The sequence below is a fragment of the Streptacidiphilus jeojiense genome (assembly GCF_000719095.1).
In the GTDB taxonomy this organism is placed as follows: Bacteria; Actinomycetota; Actinomycetes; order Streptomycetales; family Streptomycetaceae; genus Streptacidiphilus; species Streptacidiphilus jeojiensis.
The window spans coordinates 321,666-343,811 of record NZ_JOEH01000006.1 but is presented as its reverse complement, the minus strand read 5'-3'; the positions used below and the strand labels follow the sequence as shown (position 1 = coordinate 343,811).

Genomic DNA, 22,146 nt, shown 5'->3' with positions numbered 1-22,146 from the left:
GGCGCCCCGGCGGTGAGGAGGTGAGAGCAGTGGAGTGCAGTAGTCCGGGTCGAAGTCGGCCCCGCCCCCGACTGTTCCCCTCTCCCCTCGGCCCCCGGTCCGTGCACCGCCCCGGAACGCGTCCGCATGCGGACCCGCGTCCGGTCCACGACTGACCTCTTCCTGGTCGCCTGCCGCACGGAAGACCCCGGGTGCCGTTCTGCCGTACGGTCCCTGCCCCGTTCTGCCCCGCGCCGTCCCGCGCCGGGAGCGGGCGAGCAGGTGCAGCGTCACGGCGGACCTACTCCATGGAGGTTCCTGAGATGTCCGAATGGCGTGTACGTGCGGTCCGCGCGAGCAAGCGGCCCTTCACCCGTCCGGCGGCACCCGCCCGCACCCCCGGCTCGACCTCGGCCGAGCGGGCTCCGGAGCACTCGATGGACCCCCGGCAGGAGCCCAGGCCGGACGCGGTGTCGCTGGAGCGCTCCGTCGTCGACGCCGCGGTCTACCGGGAGGGCGTGCGGATCGCCACGCCCACCAGCCTGTCCGACATCTACCAGCAGATCCCCGGCAAGCCCGGCAGCATGGCCTGGATCGGCCTGTTCCGCCCGGCCGAGTCCCAGTTGCTGGAGGCCGCCGAGCGGTTCGGCCTGCACGAGTTGGCGGTCGAGGACGCCATCGTCGCCCACCAGCGGCCCAAGCTGGAGCGCTACGGCGACACCCTGTTCGTAGTGCTGCGCGCGGCCCGCTACCTGGACGACGTGGAGGAGGTCGACTTCGGCGAGATCCACCTCTTCGTCGGCCCCGACTTCGTGCTGACGGTCCGTCACTCCCAGTCCCCCGACCTGTCCGCGGTGCGCCGCCGACTGGAGGCCGACCCCGAACTGCTGGCGCTGGGGCCGGAAGCGGTGCTGTACGCGGTCCTCGACGCCGTGGTGGACGGCTACGCGCCGGTCATCGCCGGCCTGCAGCACGACATCGACGAGATCGAGACCGAGGTCTTCCGCGGCGACAAGCAGGTCTCCCGGCGCATCTACGAACTCTCCCGCGAGGTCATCGAGTTCCAGCGGGCCACCCGGCCGCTGCTGGAGATCATGCGCAACCTCGCCGGCGGCTTCCAGAAGTACGGCACCGACGAGGAACTCCAGCGCTACCTCCGCGACGTCGCCGACCACGCCACCACCGCCGCCGAACGCGTGGACGGCTTCCGCCAGATGCTCCAGAACATCCTCACCGTCAACGCGACCCTGGTCTCGCAGGCCCAGAACGAGGAGATGAAGCAGCTCGCCGAAGCCGGCCACGCCCAGAACGACGAGATCAAGAAGATCTCCTCCTGGGCCGCCATCCTCTTCGCCCCCACCCTGATCGGCACCGTTTACGGCATGAACTTCCGCGAGATGCCCGAACTCAAGTGGGCCTTCGGCTACCCCTTCGCCATCGCCCTGATGGGCGTGGTCTGCGGCGGCCTCTACGTCATCTTCAAGCGCCGCAACTGGCTGTAGGGCCGGGGGCACCGAGGAGCGGCAGGCAGGGTTCGAGGCCTTCGATGGTGGTAGCCGGGTGGGGGGTCTGCTGCCAGCGGGCGCGGGTGAGGCGGAGGCGCTGGCAGGTGACCGGTTCGCCGCGGACGGCGAGGCGGGTGATGCCGTCGGGTTCGTAGCCGAGCTTGCGGGAGACGGCCTGCGAGGCGTGGTTGTCGGAGAAGGCGCCGGAGGTGGCGAAGTCGGCGCCCAGGCCCGTGAAGCCCAGGTGCAGTACGGCGGCTCGCATCTCGGTGCCAAGACCCTTGCCCTGGTGGTCGCGACCGAGCCAGGAGCCCGTGTCGACCTCGCGGGTCACCGACAGGTGCTCTGCGCTGATCTCCTGGAGGCCCACGACGCGTCCCTCGTGGAACACCGCGAAGGGCAGCTGCCACTTCTCGGGGGTCAGATTGCCGAGGGTACGCCAGGTGAACTGCATGACCGACCTCGCCCGCTCGGCCGGGGGCAGGTCCGTCCAGGGGACGGTGAACGGCATCACGGACGGGTCGTGCACGCCCTGGGCCGCCAACTCGCCGAGTTCGGCCAGTTCCTCATGGTCGGGGAGGCGCAGCTCCAGACGGGGAGTGCGCAGGCGGAGACCGGACAGCGGCCAGTGGTTGGTCAGCATGCGGCATTGTTGCGGCCACGGATTGGTTGCGGCACCTGGTTTTCGGGGTCGTGGGGTGCGGTGCTGGGGCAGCATGCGCGACATGACGAGGGATCGCTACATCGACTTCCTGCGCGCACTGGCGATCTGCCTGGTGGTGCTGGGGCACTGGCTGATCACCGGGCTGGTGCGGCAGCCGGACGGGACCATCAGCGCGCCCGAGCTGTTGGCCACCCTTCACTGGACGCAGTGGCTGACCCTGGGTTTCCAGATCATGCCGCTGTTCTTCCTGGCCGGCGGGTATGCGGCCGGCGGCTCCTGGGCGCGGTGGTCGGCCGCCAGCGGGGAGGCCGCGGTGTGGGTGCGTGGGCGGGCGCTGCGGCTGCTGCTGCCCACGGCGGCGTACGCGGGGCTGGTGCTGCTCGCGGTGGCAGTCTGCGCGGGGGTAGGGGTCGATCCGGGGACGCTGGCGCTGGTGGGCTGGGCGCTGGGGATGCAGTTCTGGTTCCTGCCGGTGTATCTGCTGCTCAGCGCCCTCACGCCGGCACTGCACGCGGCGCACCGGCGCTGGGGGCTGCTGGTGCCGGTGGCCATGGGCGTGGTGGCCGTGGTCGCCGATGTGCTGACCGTGGCAGCGCACACCCCGTACGTCGGACTGGTCGACTACGTCCTGGTCTGGGGCGTGCCGTACCAGCTGGGATTCTGCTGGCGGGACGGGCTGCTGACGCCCCGTCAGCCTCAGCTCGCCATGGCGGCGGGCGGTGCGGCGGCGTTCGCGGCGCTGGTGGGGTTCGGGCCGTTCCCGGTGAGTCTGATCCTGGTCAGTGACGAGACCGTGAGCAACACCAATCCCCCGTCGGCGGCGATGCTGGCCTGGGCGGTCGCACAGACCGGACTGTGCCTGCTGCTGGCCCCGGCAGCCCGGCGGCTGCTGGCGCGGGACCGGGTGTGGCGGTCGGTACGGCCGGTGGGCGGGGCGAGCATGACGCTCTACCTCTGGCATATGGTGCCGGTACTGGTGCTGGCGGCGGCGCTGTATCTGACCGACCTGGCCCCGGAGCCGGCCTACGGCGCCGGGCTGTGGTGGCTGCTCAGGCTGCCGTGGCTGCTGCTGCTCAGCACAGTGCTCGTCGGGCTGGTGCTGTTGCTCCGGCCGCTGGAGCGGGGGCTGACGCAGGCGTATCTGAGGACCCGTCCGGACGGGCCGGTACGCCGGCCGGTGCTCGGCGGTCTCGGACTGGTGGCCTGTGTGGTGGCGCTGGCCCGCTGGGCAGTGACCGGCTTCGCCTACCAGGGGCGGTTCCAGCCACTGCCCGCGCTGCTGTTCGCGCTGGGCGCGGCGCTGGTGGTGCTCGCTGTCAGCGGGTCGGCTGCAGACCGCCCTCACGGCGTAGGGAACGTGCAGCTTGGTGGCGGTCGGCCCGCACAGGCCGAGGCCGTCGAACCAGCGCTCCCGGAAGTCCAGGTCGTGCGGCGGGGAGAGACGTCCTACACGGTGGGCTTCCAGGAGAAGCGGTAGGCGCGGTAGGAGATCTCGGCGGGCAGCTCGGCCTGGAAGACGAGCTTGCCGTGGGCGTCGAACTCCGAGACGTAGTTCTGCGCTCCCCAGCCCACGAACTGGTGCCCGCCCGAGAGTGGTTGAGCGTCTCCCTGGGAGGGCGAGCTGAGCCGGTCGGGGGAGTCGTTGGACGAGACCAGGGTGGCCACCCGGTGCTTCAGATCCAGCTTCACCGTGACCGTGCGGCTCCAGGGCAGTTCGCTCAGGCTGTTCTGGCCCGTATTGGCTGTGCCTGCGGACTCGTTGTCGAAGACGGAGTAGCGGTCGCCGCCCAGCGGCTCAGGGTCGTGCTGCCAGGCGAAGATCGTCCCTGCGGTGTTGAGGGACTGCCCGGGTGCGGCGACCGGCTTGAAGCTGCTGGCCTTTCCGCCGAGCTGCCAGATGATCCGGCCGGTCCGGCGGTTGACCTTGTAGGTGGTCCAGGTGTCCCGGGCGTCCACCAGCAGGTTGCCGTCGGTGTCCACCTTGACGGCGTTGACGTGGAACCAGTCCCACGGCGTCGAGGACGAGGCCGGAAGCGGCTGCTCGCTCTGGCCGTAGGGGACGTGGTCGGCGCTGTTCCACTGGAAGAGGACCTTGCCGGTGCGGATGTCGATCTCCTGCACCAGGCCGTCGATCACCTCCTGGTCGGCCCGGCCGCCGATCGAGGTGAGGTCGGCGGTCGCGGTGGTGTAGGAGACGATCAGGGCGGTGTTCTTGGACGTGATGGTGAACTCGTGCCCGTCGGCGGAGTATCCGTTGCCTGCCCGGACGGTCGCGATCTGGTGGTAGTTCTCGTCGTAGATCACGTCCTCTCCGGCAGCCACGCCGCCGAGACCGGTCCCCTGCCACCAGGTCAGCACCTGGTGCCCGCGATAGGTCTGCTCGCGAAAGTCGGCGGCGGTCTCACCGGCGGGTACCAGGTGCGACCAGACGACCCTGCTGCCGTCCGGGCTGAGGATCTCCACCCCGGAGGCGGTGGCGCTGGTGGGGGTCAGGAAGATGTCACCGTTGTCCGCGCGGGGGCTGTCGGTGGTGACCTGGAGCGGGCCGAACAGCGGCGTGGCGGTGGCCGCGTGGGCGGCGCTCCCGGGCAGGGAGATCACAGCTGCGGCAGCCGCCGCGACCGCCGCGCCGGTGGCGATGCCGGTGCGGCGCGGTGAACGGGACTTTGCAGCAGGGGAGTCGGGCTGGTTCGCAGGCATGGCGGAATGACCTCCTGGCGGCGGGGCCGCCGAACGGGACGGACTGGGGGTTGGCCGAGTGGGCTGCCGGGCGATCGCGGCGGGGTTCGCGGCGACGTGTTCAGCGTGCGGTCAGCGCGCGGGGCCGGACGGTCGGCGCATCGCCCGGAGAGAGACGGCGGGACAGAGCGCGCTGCTGACCCGGAGCAGGTCCACGTGGCGGCGCGAGGTGGCGCCGGCGAAGGAATGGTCGACGAGCCCTGAAGAGACGCTGTCGCCGTACCGGCCCTTGCCCATGCCCGTCCCCTCCCCCTGTCTCTGCCGCCGTCTCGCCTGCGGACGCCTGTCGACCGGTCATGATCAACGTAAAGGTCGTGCAGCCGCCCCGGCAACACCTTCAGCACCCTGCTCGGCATACTGAAACACCCCTGCAACAGGGTGCATTGACGCCGTTGCACAACATCCGCACCTGCGGACCGGGAGATGCCGGGTCAGGTCAGTCCTGACGTCCCGCCGGGCCGGATTCCGCCGCGCGGTAGGCGCGCCAGCCGCCGTACGCGGTGATGTCCGGTGCGCCGTCCACGGCCAGGCCCTCGCAGAGGAAGCCGGTCACTGTGCTGCCATCGGCCAGTCGTACCCGGCCCAGGGCCATCGGTGCGGGCAGGGCGGCGGCCAGTCGGCCCAGGCCCTCGGCCGGGAGCTCCCAGACCTCGGCCTCGATCGCGGCGCCGCCTTCGGCGACCCGGACCAGGCCCGGTTTGGGCGGGTCGGTGGCCAGGGCGTGCAGCCGGTATACGGGGGCGGTGGCGGTGGCCGCGACCAGGTGTGCGCCCAGGTCCAGGAGTTGGCCGTTGAGCGGCTCGCCGCTGAGGTGGGCGCCGACCACCGCGAGCCGGACCGCTGTGGGGGCCGCCAACTGCCGGGCGATGGCGCCGAGGCGGGTCTCGGTGTGCGGGTGGCCGATCAGCATCACCCCGAAGGGCAGCCCCGCGGCGCCGGGCCCGGCGACCTGCGGCACGGTCCCGGCCGGGGCGGCGAGGGCGCACAGGCCGAACAGGTTGGTCGAGTTGGTGAAGCGGCCCAGCCGGGAGTTGCTGCCGACCGGGTCCGCGGCGACCTGGGCCAGGGTCGGGTGGCCGGGCGTGGTGGGCAGCAACAGGGCGTCGGCGTCCCCCAGTTCCGCCAGTGCGGTGGCCCGCAGCCGGGCCAGCTCCTCCTGGTCGGCGAAGAGTCGGTGCGCGGGGATGTCGCGGGCGGCAGCGATGATGCCGGCGACCACCGGGTCGACGCCCGCACTCGAGTCGGCGGCGTGCTTGTCGACGAAGGCGCCGACGGCGGTGTAGCGCTCGGCGACGAAGGCTCCCTGGTACAGCAGTTCCGCCGCGCGGCTGAAGGGCTCCAGGTCCAGCGGCAGCAGTTCGACCCCGCCCTCGGCGAGTCGCGCGACCGCGGCGGCCCAGGCGGCGTCCCAACCGGGGTCGAGTTCGCCCAGCTGCGACACGTCCGGCACCGCCACCCGCCAGGGCCCGGGGCGGCGGGCCGGGGGCTCGGGCGGTGCGTCCAGCAGCAGTGCGTGCGCCTGCTCGGCCTCGGGCAGGGTGCGGGCGAAGACGCTGACGCAGTCCAGGCTGCGGCAGGCGGGTACGACGCCGTCGGTCGGAACGTCCCCCGGCGCCGACTTGAGGCCGACGATGCCGTTGAAGGCGGCAGGGACCCGGCCGCTCCCCGCCGTGTCGGTGCCCAGGGCCAGGTCGGCGATGCCCAGGGCGACGGCGACCGCGGAGCCGGAGCTGGAGCCGCCGGAGATGCGGTCGGGGTAGACGGCGTTGCGGACCGGGCCGTGCGGACTGCGGGTGCCGACCAGGCCGGTGGCGAACTGGTCCAGGTTGGTGCTGCCCAGCACGATCGCGCCCGCGGCGCGCAGCCGGGCGACGGCGGTGGCGTCCTGACCCGGGTGGTAGGCGTAGCCCGGGCAGGCCGCGGTGGTGGGCAGCCCGGCCACGTCGATGTTGCCCTTGACTGCCAGCACCGTCCCGGCCAGCGGCAGCCGCTCCCCGGCGGCGGTGCGCGCGTCCAGCGCCCGCGCCTCGGCCTCCACCTCCGGCTGCGGGCGCAGGTCGATCCAGACCTCCGGGCGGTCCACCTCCGCGATCCGGCGGTAGGCGGCCCGGACGCGGGCGAGTGCGGGTCCCTCGGTCATGCGGCGTCTCCGATCGTGGCCTCGACTGTCTCCCTGACCTCGGCGGGGGCCAGCAGCAGCAGCGGCGCGCCTGCCTCCACCTGGTCCCCCGCTCGCACCAGCAGTCTCTCCACCAGACCATCCTGAGGTGCCGTCAGTACTGATTCCATCTTCATCGCCTCCACCGCCATCAGCCGCTGTCCGGCGGTGACCAGCTGCCCGGGCTCGACGTCCACCTTCCAGACGCAGGCGGTGAACTGAGCCTCAATCAGTCTGCCCCCTGCGGGGACCACGATCTCCTCGGCGGGCACCACGGCGACCTGTGCCTGTTCGGCCCGGTCGAACTCCCCGGCCAGTTCCCAGGCCTGGCGCTCGGCGCCGAAGGCGGTCTGCTGCCGCTCCCGGAAGGCCGCGATGTCCGCGGCGTTGTCCTCCAGGAAGCGCAGGTGGTCGGCGAGGGCGAACTCGCCCTCCTCCATGGTGACCGCGAGCCGTCCGGCGGCCATGTCGGCCCGCATCTCCAGCAGTTCGTCCGCTCCGACCGAGTACCACTTGATCCGGTCGAAGAAGCGCAGCAGCCAGGGCTTCCCGGGCTCGAACGGGCCGCGCTGCTGCCAGCCGGACCAGACCTGGACGGTGCGGCCGACGAACTGGTAGCCGCCGGGGCCCTCCATCCCGTAGACGCACAGGTAGGCGCCGCCGATGCCGACGGAGTTCTCCGCGGTCCAGGTCCTGGCCGGGTTGTACTTGGTGGTGACCAGCCGGTGCCTGGGGTCCAGCGGAGTGGCCACCGGTGCGCCGAGGTAGACGTCGCCGAGGCCGAGGACCAGGTACTCGGCGTCGAAGACGGTGCGGTACACCTCGTCGACCGATCCCAGCCCGTTGACCCGGCGGATGAACTCGATGTTCCACGGGCACCAGGGCGCGTCGTCGCGCACCCCGGCCATGTACCGGGCGATGGCCTCGCGGGTCGCCGGATCGTCCCAGGACAGCGGCAGATGGACGGTCCGCGAGGGCACCCGCAGTTCGCGGGTGGGCGGCAGCCGCCGTTCCGCCTGCTGGACCAGCGGCAGCAGTTCGGCGAGCGGCAGCACCGCCGGGTCGGTGTGGATCTGCAGCGAGCGGATGCCCGGGGTGAGGTCGACCACGCCGGGCAGGTCCAGGGCGGCGAGCGATTCGGCCAGGGCGTGCGCCCGCATCCGCAGCGCCAGGTCGAGCTGCATCGGCCCGTACTCGACCAGCAGGTTGTCGTCGCCGCTGCGGCGGTAGCCGACGGCGGGCCGGTCCTCCCCCTCGGGGGTGCGGGCCAGGATGCCGCCGTCCACGATGGCCGGACGGTCGCGGCCGTCGACGGTGACCGGGCGGAAGCGGACGGTGTCCCCGGGCCGCAGCTGGCCCAGCTTCCAGCGGTCCCGGGTGAGCACGGTGGCCGGGCAGACGAAGCCGCCCAGTGACGGTCCGTCAGGCCCCAGCAGCACCGGCATGTCACCGGTGTAGTCGACGGCGCCGACCGAGTAGGGCGTGTCATGGATGTTGGAGGGGTGCAGCCCCGCCTCGCCGCCGTCGCGACGGGCCCAGGCCGGCTTGGGGCCGACCAGGCGGACGCCGGTGCGGGCGCTGTTGAAGTGCACGCTCCACTCGGCGGCGTAGAACTCGGCGATGTCCTCCCCGGTGAAGAACTCCGGTGCGGCGTGCGGTCCTTCGGCGGCGTCCAGCAGCCAGGACCGGGTCAGGACCGGGCGTTCGCCGAACGGCACCGGCCGGGTCACGGCAGCGGTCCGGCCGCCGTGCAGCACATCGCCGGCGCGCAGGGTACGGCCGCCGTGGCCGCCGAACCGGCCCAGGGTGAAGGTGGCCGCGCTGCCCAGGAAGTCCGGCACGTCCAGCCCGCCGGCGACCAGCAGGTAGCTGCGCAGCCCGGCCTGCTCCGGTGCGCCGACGGCCAGTTCGGATCCGGCCGGTACCGTCAGCGGCTCCCACTGCGGCACCGGGACCCCGTCCAGGGTGACCTCGGCCGGGGCCCCGGTGACGCAGACGGTGGTGGCGGCGCTGAAGCGCAGGGCCGGCCCCTCCAGGGTGCACTCCAGTCCGGCCGCACCCTCGGGGTTGCCGAGCGCGCGGTTGCCGAGCCGGAACGACAGGTCGTCCATCGGCCCGCACGGGGGCACGCCCACATGCCAGTAGCCGGTGCGCCCGGGCCAGTCCTGGACGGTGGTGAGGGTGCCGGCCCGGACCACCTCGATCCTGGGCAGCGGGTCGCCGATCCCGGCCAGGGTGGCGGTGGTGTGCACGGCCGCGCGGACTGCGGGCGCGGCGGTGGCGGCGCGGAGCAGCCCCAGATTGGTCTCGATGCCGTCGATCCTGCTGTCGGCCAGCGCGGCGTTCAGGCGGTCCAGGGCGTCAGCGCGGTCCTCGCCGTGGGCGACGACCTTGGCGAGCATCGGGTCGTAGCTGGTGCCGACCTCGGTGCCGGTCTCCACCCAGGTGTCCACCCGGACGTCCTCGGGGAAGGCGACCCGGGTCAGCAGGCCGGCGCTGGGCCGGTGGTCGCGGTGCGGGTCCTCGGCGTAGACCCGGGCCTCGACGGCGTGGCCGCGCGGCGGCCCGACCGGGCGGACCACGTCGCGGTCGCCCTGGGCGAGGCGGAGCATCCACTCCACCAGGTCCACGCCGAAGACCGCCTCGGTGACCGGATGCTCCACCTGCAGCCGGGTGTTGACCTCCAGGAAGGCCGCCTCCTGGCGGACCGCGTCGTAGACGTACTCGACGGTTCCGGCGGAGCGGTAGTCGATGGAGGCGCAGAGCGCGACGGCCGATTCGGCCAGCCGGGTCCGGACGGCGTCCGGCAGGTCGGGGGCCGGGGCCTCCTCCAGCACCTTCTGGTTGCGCCGCTGCAGCGAGCAGTCGCGGTCGCCGAGGGTGACCACCCGCCCGGCCCCGTCGCCGAACACCTGCACCTCGACATGGCGGGCCTGCTCGACCAGCCGCTCCAGGAACAGTCCGGCGCCGGAGAAGCTGGCGGCGGCGACCCGCTGGACGCTGTCCCAGGCCTCGGCGAGCTGGTCGGAGGTGTGGCAGGCCCGCATGCCGATGCCGCCGCCGCCCCCGGTGGCCTTGAGCATCACCGGATAGCCGAGGGCCTCCGCGGCCGCGACGGCTGACGCCAGGTCAGGAAGCAGGCCGGTACCGGGGAGCAGCGGCACCCCGGCGGCCTCGGCGGCGGCCCTGGCGGTGTGCTTGGCGCCGAACACCTCCAGCTGCTCGGGGGTCGGGCCGACGAACACCAGCCCGGCGTCCTCGACGCTGCGGGCGAACTCCGCGTCCTCGGACAGGAATCCGTAGCCGGGGTGGATCGCCCCGGCGCCGCTCTCCAGTGCCGCCTTCAGGACCAGGTCGGCGCGGAGGTAGCTGTCCTTGGCCGGCGCAGGGCCGAGCCGGACCGCGTGGTCGGCGAGCCGGACGTGCGGTGCGCCCCGGTCCGGGTCGGCGAAGACCGCGACGGTGCGCAGCCCCAGACGGCGGGCGGTGCGGATGATGCGGACGGCGATCTCGCCGCGGTTGGCCACCAGCAGGGTGTCGAAGGCGCGATCGGGCATCTCAGGCCGCTCCGTCGGTGATCGTCATCTGGACCGGGGTGGGGTCGAAGCCGTTGCAGGGGTTGTTCACCTGGGGGCAGTTGGAGACCAGCACCAGCACGTCGGTCTCGGCCCGCAGGGTCAGCGAGAGCCCCGGGGCCGACAGTCCGTCGACGATGCCGAGGGTGCCGTCGGCCTCCACCGGGACGTTCATGTACCAGTTGACGTTGCCCACCAGGTCACGCTTGCCCAGGCCCCAACGCGAGCCCTCGGCCAGGAAGTTGTCCACGCAGGCGTGCTGGGTCCAGGTGTGGTGGCCGTAGCGCAGGGTGTTGGACTCCCGGCTGCAGGCGCCGCCGATGGTGTCGTGCCGGCCGACCTGGTCGGCGCTGACGGTCATCAGCGGGGTGTGCTCGTTGGAGAGCAGCACGCTGCCGGTGGTGAGGAAAATGGAGCCCTGGGCCTGCAGGGTGTCGGCCGCGCTGTAGCGGACCGAGAGGTCGTGCCGGTCGTAGACCAGGAAGTCCACCGCCTGGTTGCCGGCCAGGTCGGTCACGGTGAGCGACTGCCCGGCGCGCAGCACGGCGGACCAGGCGGCCCGGGCCGGGACGGTGGCGCTCGAAACGACAGGGCCTGTCGCAACGTCAGAGCCCGTCGAAATGTCAGAGCCCGTCGAAACGTCAGTGGTGGTCATCTCACAGCCCCCTTGCGGCGCAGAACTCGGCGGTGTTCAGGAAGGCGCGGTGGCCCTCGGGTGTCGCCTCCCAGAGCGGGTCGCCCGGTGCGGTGGGCCGGCCGCGCCAGGCGGTGAGCTCCAGCGGGCCGCACTGGTACTCCGGGCGCGGGTCCAGCGGATGCGGGACATTGGCGATCAGGACGGTCAGCGGCTGCTCCGCACGCAGCGTCACCGCGGTGCCGGGACCGGCGGAGCCGGTGTACTCCAGCGCGCCTTCGGCGCTGACCCTGACGCCCTTGAAGAGGGAGAGCGAGGGGGCCAGGTCGCGCCGGTCGAGACCGTTCTTGGCAGCGGCGAGCAGCAGCAGTTCGCGCCCGGCCGGGCTGGCCGACTCGGGCGCGCCGGCGCCGTAGCGGTCGCTGTTGCGGGCCAGGGTGGAGGTGCCGCACAGGGCGTCGTGCCGGCCGGAGCCGTCCTCGGTGATGCTCGCCAGGACCCGTCCCTGGTCGGAGAGGAGCAGGCTGCCCGGGCCGAGGTAGGCGTTCCACTGGACCTTGGTGGTGTCGGCGACGTTCAGCCGCTCCCAGGGCCGGTCGGCGACGTACAGCAGCAGATGGGCGCAGGCGTCGCCGAGCGGGTCGGCCAGCCGCAGCGAGGTGCCCCGGGCCAGGACCTTGTGGGTGTAGTTGCCGCCGGGGACGGTCTCGGCCCAGACCACGTCCTCGGCCGGCACTCCCGCTGGCGCGGCGGGACGGTCGACGGGGGCTGCCTGGGCACGGGCGTGGTCCCGGGCGCCATGGGTGGTGTCGGTCGCCGAACGCACGGTCAGCCTCCTGGTGTGGGCGAGGAGTTCGATGGGGCTGCGCTAATTTCTGTCGCTTGACAGAAATTAGGCGGGCCGCGCTTCCGCCCCGTTGCCCCGACGTTTCTGACTGGTAACGCGGGTAGGCCGGTATGCGAGGATCGCTCCATGCCCACCACTGCCCGCGCCTCAGGCCCGAACCGGGGACGGGTCGGCCGGCCCAGGGCCCAGGGCCCCGCCGCCGACGGTCTGGCCCCCCGGGACGGTGTGCTGGCAGCCGCCGCCGAGCTGTTCACCCGGCACGGCTACGCCGCGACCACCACCCGCGCCATCGCCGAGCGCGCCGGGCTGCGCCAGGCCTCGATGTACCACTACTTCGCCGGCAAGGAGGACATCCTCGCCGAGCTGCTGGAAGGCACCGTCCAGCCCTCGCTGGACCTGGCCCGGGTGCTGGCGGCGCGTGCCGAGCCCAGCGCGGAGGCCCGGCTGTGGGCGCTGTGCCGCGCCGACGTGGCGCTGCTCTGCGGTGGTCCGCACAACCTGGGCGCGCTCTACCTGCTGCCCGAGGTGGGCGCGGAGCGGTTCGCCGCCTTCCACCGGGTGCGCGCGGCGCTGAAGGCGGCCTACCGGGAGCTGCTTGCGGCCACCGCGGCGGGCGCCGCACTGGCCGGCCCCGAGCTGGAACTCCGCGGCGACCTGCTGTTCGGCCTGATCGAGGGCGTCATCCTGATCCGGCGCGGCACCCCGGCCGAGCCGGCCGAGGTGCTGGCCCCGGCGGCGGCCGACGCCGCGCTGCGGCTGTCCGGGGCCCCGGAGCCGGCCGTCGCCGACGCGGCGGTGCAGGGCGCCCGTCTGCTGGGCACCCTGCACGTCTAGCCGCTGCACTTCCAGTCCCTGCACGTCTAGCCCCCGCGGGCCGGCCCCGGCCGACGGAGCCTCAGCCTTCCGCCGCCTGCCGGCGCCCCAGCGTGGCCCGGTGCGCGACCACACCCAGCAGCAGCGCGCCCGCCAGGAACAGCAGGGTGAAGTACTGCAGGTACCAGTGCCCGCCCTGCGGGTCGTAGACCGCCAGCCGCGGCCAGGCCAGGTTGACCGCCATCGCCACCCCGTACAGCACCGCCAGGACGTTGACCGGCAGGCCCCAGCGGCCCAGCGAGAACACCGGGCGGCCGGTCTCGTCCGCGCCGTCCCGTCCGCCCAGCGGCATCCCGCGCAGCCGGCGCAGCAGCATCGGTCCGGTGACCATCGCGTAGGCGGCGTACACCAGCACGATGCAGGTGGTGCCCAGGGCCAGGTAGACCGACGGGGAGACCAGGCTCATCGCCATCGCCGCCGCCGCGAGCACCCCGACGACCACGGCGGGTGCCTTGGGGGTGCCGGTGCGGGTGCCCACCGCCGCCAGCCGGCGCGAGGCCGGCAGCGCGCCGTCCCTGGCCATCGAGAAGACCATCCGCGCTCCTGCGGTCTGGATCGCCAGGGTCGCCACGCACACCGCCACCGCCACGTCGGCGAGCAGCGCCCGGCCCAGGCCACTGCCGAGCCGGCTGGTCAGCACGTAGGAGAGCCCCTCCCCGGACAGGTGACCGTCGGTCAGGCTGGGCGCCGCGAGCACCCCGCCGAGCAGGATCAGCCCGCCGCCGAGCCCGGCCGCGGCCACCGCGCCCAGGATGGTGCGCGGTGCGGTGCGCCGGGGCGAGCGGGTCTCCTCGGACATCTCGCCGGCGCTGTCGAAGCCCACCAGCACGTAGGCGGCGCTGAACGAGGCGATCAGGAACACGCCCAGGTAGCCGCCGGAGACATGGCCGGTGTGCAGGGTGACCCCCGGTCCGCGCTCGGTGTGGGTGAACAGCAGCACCGCCATCAGTGCGATGCCGAGCAGCTCGCAGGTCACGCCGACGCTGTTGATCACCGACATCACCCGGATGTCGACGACGTTGACCACGGTGGTGAGCACCAGCAGCACCAGGCCCAGCAGCACCGCGTTCTGCGCACCGGTGTGGGTGGTGGGCGAGGGGTCGCCGCCGACGAGTTGGAAGCCGGACCAGATCGCCGGCAGCACCACCTGCAGCGCCAGGGCAGCCGCGGAGACCACGACGATCTGACCGATGACCATCAGCCATCCGGCGAACCAGCCGAAGGTGGGGGTGCTCAGCCTGGTCGCCCACTGGTAGACGGCCCCGGAGATCGGGTAGCGGGCGGCCAGTTCGGCGAAGCAGGCCGCGACGGCGAGCTGCCCGACCAGGACCACCGGCCAGGTCCACACGAAGGCGGCCCCGCCGAAGGAGAAGCCGAAGGCGAAGAACTGGAAGACGGTGGTGAGCACCGAGATGAAGGAGAAACCCGCGGCGAAGGAGGCGTACCTGCCGAGCCTGCGGTGCAGTTCCTGCCGGTAGCCGAAGGCGGCCAGGGCGACTGCATCGGTCCCCTCGGTGCCGGTTGCTGGAGGCGCGTCCACGCCCAGGGTCTGGACGGTGGTGCCGCTGAGAGCGGGATCGGACATGGCTGTCCCCTGTCGCTTCCGTGAGTGACATGTGACGGCGACGGCGGACGCCGGCGCGCGGCGACAGGTGGCACGGCCCGATGGCGGCGGGCGGTTGACCGGCAGGCGGTTGATTGGCAGTCAGGGAACCGGCCCATTGTTGCCGGAGCGCTAACGAGGCGTTACGGACGCAGAAATCCCCGCCCGCGCCCAGCTCCGGGAACGCCCCTTACGGCGCCGACACGGGCGCGACACAGGGCGGAAACCTCTCGTCCCTAATTTCTGTCACGCGACAGGTATTGCAGGCACCAGCTGCGGTCGAAGGAGCCCCCGGTGGCGGCCGGGGGCTCGGCACGGAACGACCGCAGCACAGACCGACCTACTGAGCCGTCACCTCTCCCCCGCGTACACGCTCTGCACGAACGCATTGCGGAACTTGCCGTCCGGGTCCTGGCGGTCCATCAACTCGCGGAAGTCGGAGGCCCGTTCGTACAGATCGGCGGCCGCACCCGGGGTCGCGGTGAAGAGCTTGCCCCAGTGCGGGCGGGCCCCCAGCGGCGTCAGCGCCGACTCCACCGCGGCCAGCACCGGGGCGACCGCCTCCGGCGCCTTGTGCCAGGTGAAGTGGAGCGCGACGCAGTCACGGCCGTAGGCCGCGCTGAGCCAGAGGTCGTCGGCGGCCACCGTGCGGATCTCGGAGACCTGCAGCACCGGGGCGATGCTGCCGCCGAGTTCCCGCAGGGCGGCGAAGGCGGCCTGCGCGGCGGCGCGCGGCAGCAGGAACTCGGACTGCAGCTCCTCCCCCGCGCTCGGGGTGAAGTCCGGACGGAAGTGCGGCAGCCGCTGGTGCCACGGGCCGGGGACGCCGAGCTGCTCGGTGCAGTGGGTGGCCGGCACCCCGGGGATGGGGTGCAGCGGCCGGTCGGCCGGGGTCGCGCCGAACCAGTCGAGCCGGGGCGTACCGGCCTCCACCCGCTGCTTCAGCCAGACCTGGGCCACCGGGGTGTGCCAGTCGGTGAAGACGCTGACGCTGTAGGCGGCCGCCAGCAGCGCCGACACCTCGTCGGCGGCGCCCTCGGTGAGGGCGTCCAGCGGCAGGCCGGTCAGCACGTGCTGGGCGACCTGGTAGGTCGGCTCCACGTCCAGGGTCACCGCCGAGAGCACGCCGAGCGCGCCCAGGTGGACCACCGCGCCGGCGAAGTCGGCGCTGTCCCGGTCCAGCCGGACCAGGTCGCCGCCGGGGCCGACGAACTCCAGTCCGGCCACGGCAGAGGCAAGGCCGCGGTTGCGGACGCCGGAACCGTGCGTGGCCGTGGCGACGGCACCGGCCACCGAGATGTGCGGCAGCGAGGCCAGGTTCGCCAGCGCCAGCCCCTCGGGTTCGAGCAGCTCGGCCACCTGCGCGTAGCGCATGCCCGCCGAGACGGTGACCGTCGAGCGCTCGCGGTCGCTCTCGCAGCGCGGCGGCAGCCCTTCCAGGGAGACCAGGGTCCCGGCGGTGTCGGCGATCCGGTTGAAGGAGTGCCCCGTGCCCAGGACCCGCACGGCGTCGCTCCCGGCGACGGTGCGGCGCAGCTCGTCGACCGTGTCGGGGCGCGCGAGGCGCGAGGCGCCGAAGGTGACATTGCCGGCCCAGTTGGTGCGACCCGCCTCGGTGGTTGTGCCCGACATTCCCGCTCCTCGATTGGCGCTGCCCCGTGTTAGCGATCACAACCCTAGTACCGGCCCGGATCGGCACCTCGGCGGGGAGGAGCGGGAGGTCAGGCGGAGCCGCTGGTCAGGACGGGCCGACCAGGGCCGCCACCGCGTCCTGCACCGGCGTCTCGCCGGCGATGAGCTCCAGGGTGAGCCCGGCGGTCGCCGGAGTGTCCAGCAGGGCGGCGATGACGGCGGCGACGTCGGCACGCGGGACACTGCCGCGCCCGGTGCTCGGGGCGAGCAGGACCCGGCCGGCCGCCGGGGCGTCGGTGAGGGCGCCGGGGCGCAGCACGGTCCAGTCAAGGCCCTTGCGGGCGGAGACGTCGGCGTCGGCCGCGGCCTTGGCGCGCAGGTAGGCGGCGAAGACCGGGTCGGTGCCGGGCGCCGGCTCGCGGTCCGCGCCCATCGAGGAGACCACCACGAAGCGGCGCACCCCGGCCAGTTCGGCGGCGTCCGCGAACAGCACGGCGGCGGCGCGGTCCACGGTGTCCTTGCGGCCGGCGCCGCTGCCGGGTCCCGCGCCCGCGGCGAAGACCGCGGCGTCGGCGCCGGCCAGGGCCGCCGCCACCTCCTCGACGGTGGCCGACTCCAGGTCGCAGACGACCGGCTCGGCCCCGGCCGCACGCAGGTCGTCGGACTGGGCGGGGTTGCGGATCAGGCCGACCGGCGTGTGGCCGCTGTCGGCGAGCAGGCGTTCCAGGTGCAGGGCGATCTGGCCGTGTCCTCCGGCGATGACAGTACGCATGCCTTCGACCCTAGGTCCTGTCCGGAGTTCCGGCGTGGAGGAAGGAGCGGCGGTCGGTGCGTGTCCTCGGCGTGCCGGACGAAGGTCCTTGTAGCGGAGCTACCTGGGCCTTTGGCCGGTGCGGCGAGAGGGGGCACCTCCCGGCCGAAGGCTGGGGGAGCGTGCCGGGCGCCGGGACGCCGCGCCGGAACTCCGGACAGGACCTGAGGCCGTCCTCACTCCACCCGCAGCCCGAGCGCGGTGGCGATCACCGCGGCCTGCGGCAGGTCGATCCTGGCCCCGCGCAGTTCCACGGTGAGCGGGTCCAGCGCCGACAGGTCGCTGCCGCGCAGGTCGGCGCCGGTGAACGTGGCGCCCTGGAGCACCGCGCCGGACAGGTCGGTGCCGGTGAGCACGGCCCTGTCCAGGCGGGCGGCGCCGAGGTCGGCCTCCCGCATCCGGACGTCCTCCACGGTCGCCTGCCGCAGGTCGGCGCCGGCCAGCCCGACGTAGGACCAGTCGCCGCCGGAGACCTGGAACAGGTTGAAGGTGCAGCGCTGGAACACGCTGCCCACCAGCTTGCAGTCGGTGAACCGGGTGTCGAAGAAGGTGCAGTTGCGGAAGGTGCAGTTGGTGAAGGCCGCGCCGGAGTGCCGGGAGGCGTTGAAGCGCACCCCGGCGAAGGTGCACTCGTCGAAGACGGTGCCGCTGCTGACGACCTCGGTCCAGTCGGTGTCCAGGAAGCTGTAGCCGGTGAAGCGGTCGGCCGCCGTCAGCTCGCGGGCGTACCAGTCCTCGTCACGCACCACCAGTCCCGGGTCCGTCGGTTCCGGGGCGGTCATGTGCGGAGCCTTGTGGGCACGGGGTCGGTTCGCCATGCGGCCCATTGAACACCGGGCCACTGACAGAGGCCCGCGGGGCCCGGTTCAGCACTGGGCGAAGGTCCTGCGGTAGTCCATCGGGGTCACCCCGACCGCGCGGCGGAAGTGGTGCCGCAGCAGCGCGGCGCTGCCGAAGCCGCAGACCCGGGCGATCTCGTCGACGCCCCAGCCGGTCTCCTCCAGCAGCCGCCGGGCGTGCGACACCCGCTGCGTGGCCAGCCAGCGCTGCGGGGTGGTCCCGGTCTCGGCGGCGAAGCGCCGGGCCAGGGTCCGGGTGGACAGCTGCGCCTTGCGGGCCAGCGAGGCGACCGTGTGCTCGGTGTCCAGGGTCTCCAGCATCCAGCTGAGCAGCGGCTCCAGGCTGTCGGCCTCGCACTCGGGGATGGGTGCGGTGACGTACTGGCGCTGCCCGCCGTCCCGCTGCGGCGGCACCACCATCCGGCGGGCGATGGCGGTGGCCGCGGCGGTGCCGAGCTCGCGGCGGACCAGGTGCAGGCAGGCGTCGATGCCGGCGGCGGTGCCGGCGCTGGTGATGATCTCGCCGTCGTCGACGAAGAGCACGTCCGGGTCGAGCACGGCCTCCGGATGGCGCTTGGCGAGCTGGTCGGTGTGCCGCCAGTGGGTGGTGCAGCGGCGGCCGTCCAGCAGCCCGGCCGCTCCCAGGACGAAGGCGCCGCTGCAGACCGAGAGCAGCACCGCGCCCCGGGCGTGGGCGGCGACCACCGCGTCCAGCACGGCCTGCGGGTACTCCTCCCGGATGAAGGCGGCCGGGAGCGCGACCAGGTCCGCGTCCTCCAGCGCCTCCAGCCCGTACTCGGGCACGATCTGCGCGCCGATGCTGAGCCGCACCGGCTCGCCGGCCCGCTCGCCGCAGACCCGGAAGTCGAACGGGGGGACGCCGTCCTCGGTGCGGTCGATCCCGAACACCTCGCAGACAACGCCGAATTCAAACGGGGCGGAGTCGTCGATCAGCATCACAGCGACGGTCTTCAGCATGCCGTCAGCATAGCTGGCAGGATTTTGTTGGCATAGGGCTCTCCTGCCACTTCTGGCAGGATCCCGACGGGAGAACAATTACTGCCATGACCACAGCAGCCATCGCCCTCGTCCTGATCGCCCTCCTCGCCTACGCCCTGGAGCGGAACCACCGCCGCCAGCAGGGCCCGTCCTCCTCCCTCAGCGGAAGCCGCGTCGGCCCGCCCGACCGGGACCTGCAGCGGATCGCGGCCGAACTCGCACAGCGCCGTTTCGACGCCGAAACCCACTGGTAATCCCCTGTGCTTCGGGCGCCCTACGCTCGAAGCAGCAGGAGGAGGTGGGACCGTGTTCGACACGCCCAGGGAACTCTCGCCCCGCACCGGACGGCTGCGCTCCGTGGCCGACACGGACGCGGAACTCCACTACCACGTGGTGCACGGCTACCGCCGGGCCTACCGGATCGCCGGCTCCGGGCCGGCCGTGCTGCTGATCCACGGGATCGGCGACTCCTCGGCCACCTGGGCCGAGCTGATCCCGGGACTGGCCAGGAAGCACACCGTCATCGCCCCCGACCTGCTCGGCCACGGCGCCTCCGACAAACCGCGCGCCGACTACTCGGTGGCCGCCTACGCCAACGGCATGCGGGATCTGCTGGGGGTGCTCGGCATCGAGCGGGCCACCCTGGTCGGGCACTCGCTCGGCGGCGGGGTGGCGATGCAGTTCGCCTACCAGTTCCCGGAGCGCACCGAACGGCTGGTGCTGGTCAGCACCGGCGGCGTGGGGCGCGAGGTGAACCCGGTGCTGCGGGCCGTGTCGCTGCCCGGCGCCGACCTGATGCTCTCCTCGCTGCGGCTGCCCGGGATGCGACTGCAGAGCAACGCGGTGATCCAGCTGATGCAACTGCTCGGCACCGACCTCGGCCTGGACGCCGCCGACCTGCTCAACCTGGTGGACGGGCTGCCCGACGCGACCGCCCGCAGCGCCTTCATCCGCACCCTGCGCGCGGTGGTGGACTGGCGCGGCCAGGTGGTCACCATGCTGGACCGCTGCTACCTGGTGCAGGGCATGCCCACCCTGCTGCTCTGGGGCTCGCGCGACAGCGTGGTCCCGGTGGAGCACGCGCACCGCGCCCACACCGCGATGCCGGGAAGCCGGCTGGAGGTCTTCGAGGGCGCCGGGCACTTCCCCTTCCACAGCGATCCGCGCCGCTTCCTGGAACTGGTCGAGGACTTCATCGAGAGCACCCCGCCCGGCAGTTGGAGCGCCGACCAGTGGCGCGAGCTGCTGCGCAGCGGCCGGGACGGCGCGCTGCCGGACACCGGCGGGGCGGACGAGCGCAGCGCCACCTGACGGATGCTCAAGTAGCCTTGACCGTCAGGGTGTCGCCCTGGCGGGCGAGTTCCACCCGGCCGCCGCCGCACCGCAGGTCGTCCAACTCGGCCCGCAGCAGGTCGAGCTGGTCGTCGGTCCGGGTCGGCGCATGGTGGGTGAGCACCAGCCGGCGGACGCCGCAGCGGGCCGCGAAGGCCACCGCGTCCGGCACCGTGGCATGGCCGTAGCCGTCGGCCAGGGACCGCTCCCCGGCCAGGAACTGGCCGTCGTGCAGCAGCAGGTCCGCGCCGTCCGCCAGCGCCTCGGCGACGGCCGAACCCCCGGCCGGGGCGTGGTCGGGCAGATAGGCGAGCACCGCGCCGCCGGACTCGATCCGCAGTCCGTGGGTGAGGCCGCCCTTGTGCCTGATCTCGGCCGTGGTCACGGTGAACTCCTCTACCTGGCAAGGCCCCTGGACCGACCTGAGGAAGCGCCAGCCGCCCAGCAGACCCTCCGGTCCGATCGGGAAGTGCGGCGGCGACATCGACCGGGCCAGCAGCCCGGCCGGCTCCGGACCGCCCACCGGGACCGGCAGTAGCAGGTCGACCCTGGCCTGCTTGCGGTCGACGGCCGGACAGAACGGCAGGCCCTGGACGTGGTCCCAGTGCAGATGGGTGAGCACCACGGAGCCCTGGAACGCCTCCGCCCCGCCCAGCCGGGCACCGAGGTCCCGCAGCCCGGTCCCGGCGTCCAGCACCAGCGTCGGCACCTCCGCGCCGTCCGGCACCACCGCCACGCAGCTGGTGTGGCCGCCGTAGCGGAGGAACGCGGGCCCCGGCGCCGGGGTGGAGCCGCGCACGCCGAGCAGGATCACCCGCATTCCGCCCGGCCCTCCTCCCGGCGGTGGCCCGCCGCCAGCGCCCGCAGGGCCGCGGTGTCGACGGTCTCCGCGGCGGCTTCGGCGACCCGGACCGGGGTCACCGCGGTCAGCGTGGAGGTGCGCAGACCGCCCTCAAGGACGGCCCGTTCACCGACCACCGCGCCCGGACCCAGCTCCGCCAGTCCGCTGCCGTCGACCTCCACCGCGACGAGGCCGTCCAGCAGCAGGAACAGCGAGCGCCCCGGGTCGCCCTGACGGATCAGCACCTCGCCGGCCGCGAGCTCGCGCACCGCCGGGCGGCGGCCGCCGCGCATGATCAGCGTCGACAGCTCGCGTTCCAGGGCCGTCTCGGCGGCGGTGACCAGCACCGGGGAGTCCTCGTCGCCCCACGGGGTGTGCCGCCAGGAGTCCTGGCCGCTCCAGGCCTGCCAGTCGGCGACGCCGGCCTTCAGGCAGAGCCGGTCCTCCCCGTCGTAGACCCAGTGCCTCGGGAACGGGCTGGCTCCGGCCAGCATCGGCACGGCCCGGCCGTCGGCGTGCAGGGTCAGCGTCAGGGTGGACCAGACGAAGGGGGCCTGCAGCCGGATCAGCGGGCGGCCCGGGATCCGGCGCGGCAGCGGCACTCCGGTGCGACCGCCCACGGTCTGGGTGAAGCGCACCCAGCCGTCCCCGCGTTCGGGTTCGCCGCGCAGTTCGGGCATGACCACGGCGGCGAAGGTCGCGCCGAGCGGGCCGAGCCGCACCGTGGTCGAGCCCATCAGCAGCCCGCCGCCGGCCCCGCAGTCCAGCAGGGCGCCGTCGTCGCCGAACTCGGCCCAGCCGGTGAGCTGGTTGGCGAAGCGGAAGCCGTCGGCGGCCCGCAGCCCGTCGAAGTCCTTGATGACGTCGGGCGGCGGGTCGTCGTAGTGGCTGACGCCGGCCGTGAAGGCGCCGCGGGCGACCCCCTTCACGGCTTCGGAGGGTATCCAGGACAGCGAGGTGGTCCGTGACTCGATCCGCATGGTCTGCTCCGATGAGGTGTGATCATCCGTCAGGGTCCGTTCACACCAACGACGTTAGGAGCAGCGGCAGCCGGCACCCAGGAGTGCTGCCCGACCGGACCGGGGGTGCCAGCACCCTGGGAAGCCGACCGGCGA

Annotated in this window: 19 protein-coding genes; 5 read left to right on the top strand and 14 right to left on the bottom strand. The window is 73.2% G+C overall.

Annotation, left to right across the window (positions count from 1 at the left end):
* Nucleotides 1-302: 302 nt before the first annotated feature.
* Entirely contained in the window at nucleotides 303-1,481 is a 1,179-nt protein-coding gene (locus IF29_RS0109965; protein ID WP_030252471.1) for a magnesium and cobalt transport protein CorA, read from the top strand.
* Here IF29_RS0109965 and IF29_RS0109960 read toward each other — a convergent pair.
* On the bottom strand, nucleotides 1,459-2,127 hold the full coding sequence (locus tag IF29_RS0109960; protein ID WP_030252469.1) for a GNAT family N-acetyltransferase: 669 nt from the start codon (nucleotides 2,125-2,127) through the stop codon (nucleotides 1,459-1,461). The two genes, IF29_RS0109965 and IF29_RS0109960, sit on opposite strands and share 23 nt — an antisense overlap.
* 82 nt (nucleotides 2,128-2,209) lie before the next feature.
* Here IF29_RS0109960 and IF29_RS0109955 point away from each other — a divergent pair, with 82 nt between their 5' ends.
* A complete protein-coding gene (locus tag IF29_RS0109955) occupies nucleotides 2,210-3,625 on the top strand; it encodes an acyltransferase family protein (RefSeq protein WP_198037357.1) in 1,416 nt (471 codons plus the stop codon).
* Here IF29_RS0109955 and IF29_RS0109950 read toward each other — a convergent pair.
* From IF29_RS0109950 to IF29_RS0109925, 6 genes are all read right to left on the bottom strand, one after another.
* Complete coding sequence (locus tag IF29_RS0109950) at nucleotides 3,595-4,848, bottom strand: arylsulfotransferase family protein (protein ID WP_051725120.1); 1,254 nt, start codon at nucleotides 4,846-4,848, stop codon at nucleotides 3,595-3,597. The genes IF29_RS0109955 and IF29_RS0109950 overlap by 31 nt on opposite strands.
* A gap of 111 nt (nucleotides 4,849-4,959) precedes the next feature.
* Complete coding sequence (locus IF29_RS48935; RefSeq protein ID WP_380523199.1) at nucleotides 4,960-5,124, bottom strand: putative leader peptide; 165 nt, start codon at nucleotides 5,122-5,124, stop codon at nucleotides 4,960-4,962.
* 199 nt (nucleotides 5,125-5,323) lie between these two features.
* Nucleotides 5,324-7,027 (bottom strand): allophanate hydrolase, encoded by a 1,704-nt coding sequence (locus IF29_RS0109940; protein ID WP_030252464.1) that lies wholly within the window; start codon nucleotides 7,025-7,027, stop codon nucleotides 5,324-5,326.
* Nucleotides 7,024-10,602 (bottom strand): 5-oxoprolinase/urea amidolyase family protein, encoded by a 3,579-nt coding sequence (locus IF29_RS0109935; protein ID WP_051725119.1) that lies wholly within the window; start codon nucleotides 10,600-10,602, stop codon nucleotides 7,024-7,026. Before IF29_RS0109935 ends, IF29_RS0109940 begins: the two co-directional genes overlap by 4 nt.
* A 1-nt stretch (nucleotide 10,603) precedes the next feature.
* Nucleotides 10,604-11,275, bottom strand: a complete 672-nt coding sequence (locus tag IF29_RS0109930) for an urea amidolyase associated protein UAAP2 (protein WP_030252461.1) — start codon at nucleotides 11,273-11,275, stop codon at nucleotides 10,604-10,606.
* A gap of 1 nt (nucleotide 11,276) precedes the next feature.
* Nucleotides 11,277-12,080: an urea amidolyase associated protein UAAP1 gene (locus tag IF29_RS0109925; protein WP_030252459.1), complete on the bottom strand. Its 804-nt coding sequence runs from the start codon at nucleotides 12,078-12,080 to the stop codon at nucleotides 11,277-11,279.
* 147 nt (nucleotides 12,081-12,227) lie between these two features.
* Between IF29_RS0109925 and IF29_RS0109920 the strand changes: the two genes are divergently transcribed.
* Nucleotides 12,228-12,935: a TetR/AcrR family transcriptional regulator gene (locus IF29_RS0109920; protein ID WP_051725118.1), complete on the top strand. Its 708-nt coding sequence runs from the start codon at nucleotides 12,228-12,230 to the stop codon at nucleotides 12,933-12,935.
* Nucleotides 12,936-12,996: 61 nt separating this feature from the next.
* Here the strand turns inward: IF29_RS0109920 and IF29_RS0109915 are convergent, their stop codons facing one another.
* The 5 genes from IF29_RS0109915 to IF29_RS0109895 all read right to left on the bottom strand — a co-directional run bounded on the left by IF29_RS0109915 (nucleotide 12,997) and on the right by IF29_RS0109895 (nucleotide 18,837).
* Nucleotides 12,997-14,559, bottom strand: a complete 1,563-nt coding sequence (locus tag IF29_RS0109915; RefSeq protein WP_030252456.1) for an amino acid permease — start codon at nucleotides 14,557-14,559, stop codon at nucleotides 12,997-12,999.
* A 369-nt stretch (nucleotides 14,560-14,928) separates the two neighbouring features.
* On the bottom strand, nucleotides 14,929-16,209 hold the full coding sequence (locus tag IF29_RS0109910) for a D-arabinono-1,4-lactone oxidase (protein ID WP_030252454.1): 1,281 nt from the start codon (nucleotides 16,207-16,209) through the stop codon (nucleotides 14,929-14,931).
* Nucleotides 16,210-16,315: 106 nt separating this feature from the next.
* The gene (locus IF29_RS0109905; RefSeq protein ID WP_030252452.1) at nucleotides 16,316-16,981 is read right to left on the bottom strand and encodes an NAD(P)H-binding protein; all 666 of its coding nucleotides are present in this window, start codon (nucleotides 16,979-16,981) and stop codon (nucleotides 16,316-16,318) included.
* A gap of 215 nt (nucleotides 16,982-17,196) precedes the next feature.
* A complete protein-coding gene (locus IF29_RS0109900) occupies nucleotides 17,197-17,802 on the bottom strand; it encodes a pentapeptide repeat-containing protein (RefSeq protein WP_030252450.1) in 606 nt (201 codons plus the stop codon).
* Nucleotides 17,803-17,886: 84 nt separating this feature from the next.
* Complete coding sequence (locus tag IF29_RS0109895; RefSeq protein ID WP_030252448.1) at nucleotides 17,887-18,837, bottom strand: helix-turn-helix domain-containing protein; 951 nt, start codon at nucleotides 18,835-18,837, stop codon at nucleotides 17,887-17,889.
* Between the two features lie 86 nt (nucleotides 18,838-18,923).
* Here IF29_RS0109895 and IF29_RS0109890 point away from each other — a divergent pair, with 86 nt between their 5' ends.
* Nucleotides 18,924-19,112 (top strand): hypothetical protein, encoded by a 189-nt coding sequence (locus IF29_RS0109890; protein WP_030252447.1) that lies wholly within the window; start codon nucleotides 18,924-18,926, stop codon nucleotides 19,110-19,112.
* A 52-nt stretch (nucleotides 19,113-19,164) separates the two neighbouring features.
* Nucleotides 19,165-20,169, top strand: a complete 1,005-nt coding sequence (locus tag IF29_RS0109885) for an alpha/beta fold hydrolase (protein WP_084713826.1) — start codon at nucleotides 19,165-19,167, stop codon at nucleotides 20,167-20,169.
* A gap of 7 nt (nucleotides 20,170-20,176) precedes the next feature.
* Here the strand turns inward: IF29_RS0109885 and IF29_RS0109880 are convergent, their stop codons facing one another.
* On the bottom strand, nucleotides 20,177-21,010 hold the full coding sequence (locus IF29_RS0109880; protein WP_051725117.1) for an MBL fold metallo-hydrolase: 834 nt from the start codon (nucleotides 21,008-21,010) through the stop codon (nucleotides 20,177-20,179).
* Nucleotides 21,001-22,011 carry a cyclic nucleotide-binding domain-containing protein gene (locus IF29_RS47480; protein WP_030252441.1) on the bottom strand — a complete coding sequence of 337 codons (1,011 nt, stop codon included), beginning with the start codon at nucleotides 22,009-22,011 and terminating at the stop codon, nucleotides 21,001-21,003. The genes IF29_RS0109880 and IF29_RS47480 overlap by 10 nt, the downstream gene beginning before the upstream one ends.
* Nucleotides 22,012-22,146 lie beyond the last annotated feature (135 nt).